This is a genomic window from Kineosporia sp. NBRC 101731, assembly GCF_030269305.1.
Taxonomy (GTDB): domain Bacteria; phylum Actinomycetota; class Actinomycetes; order Actinomycetales; family Kineosporiaceae; genus Kineosporia.
The window spans coordinates 1-277 of sequence record NZ_BSTC01000066.1 but is presented as its reverse complement, the minus strand read 5'-3'; the positions used below and the strand labels follow the sequence as shown (position 1 = coordinate 277).

1 pseudogene is annotated in these 277 nt (G+C 66.1%); it reads right to left on the bottom strand.

Going from position 1 to position 277, the window contains the following annotated elements:
- Positions 1-277: pseudogene (locus tag QSK05_RS36110) on the bottom strand (hypothetical protein); the annotation flags it as partial.

Sequence of the window (277 nt, the reverse complement as noted above, 5' to 3'; positions counted from 1 at the left end):
TCCCAGGACTTTGTCGATGACGCTCTGGCGCGGTTTGTAGCGGGGTGAGGTCTCGGTGCAGTTGGCTTGATCGCCCGGTCCGTGGGCGTGTTGACCGGTAGTCCCATGGACCGGGATGACGATGACCCGGCCGGCTTGGCGGGCGATCTTCCGGGCGAGGTCGGCGGGGATGGTGCCGGATCGTTTGAGTTCGCCGGGCAGATCGTTGGTTCCTCGCAGAGTGTCGAGGCTGATGGTGACGACCAGGACGGGCTTGCGGCCCTGCTGGCTGGGCAGT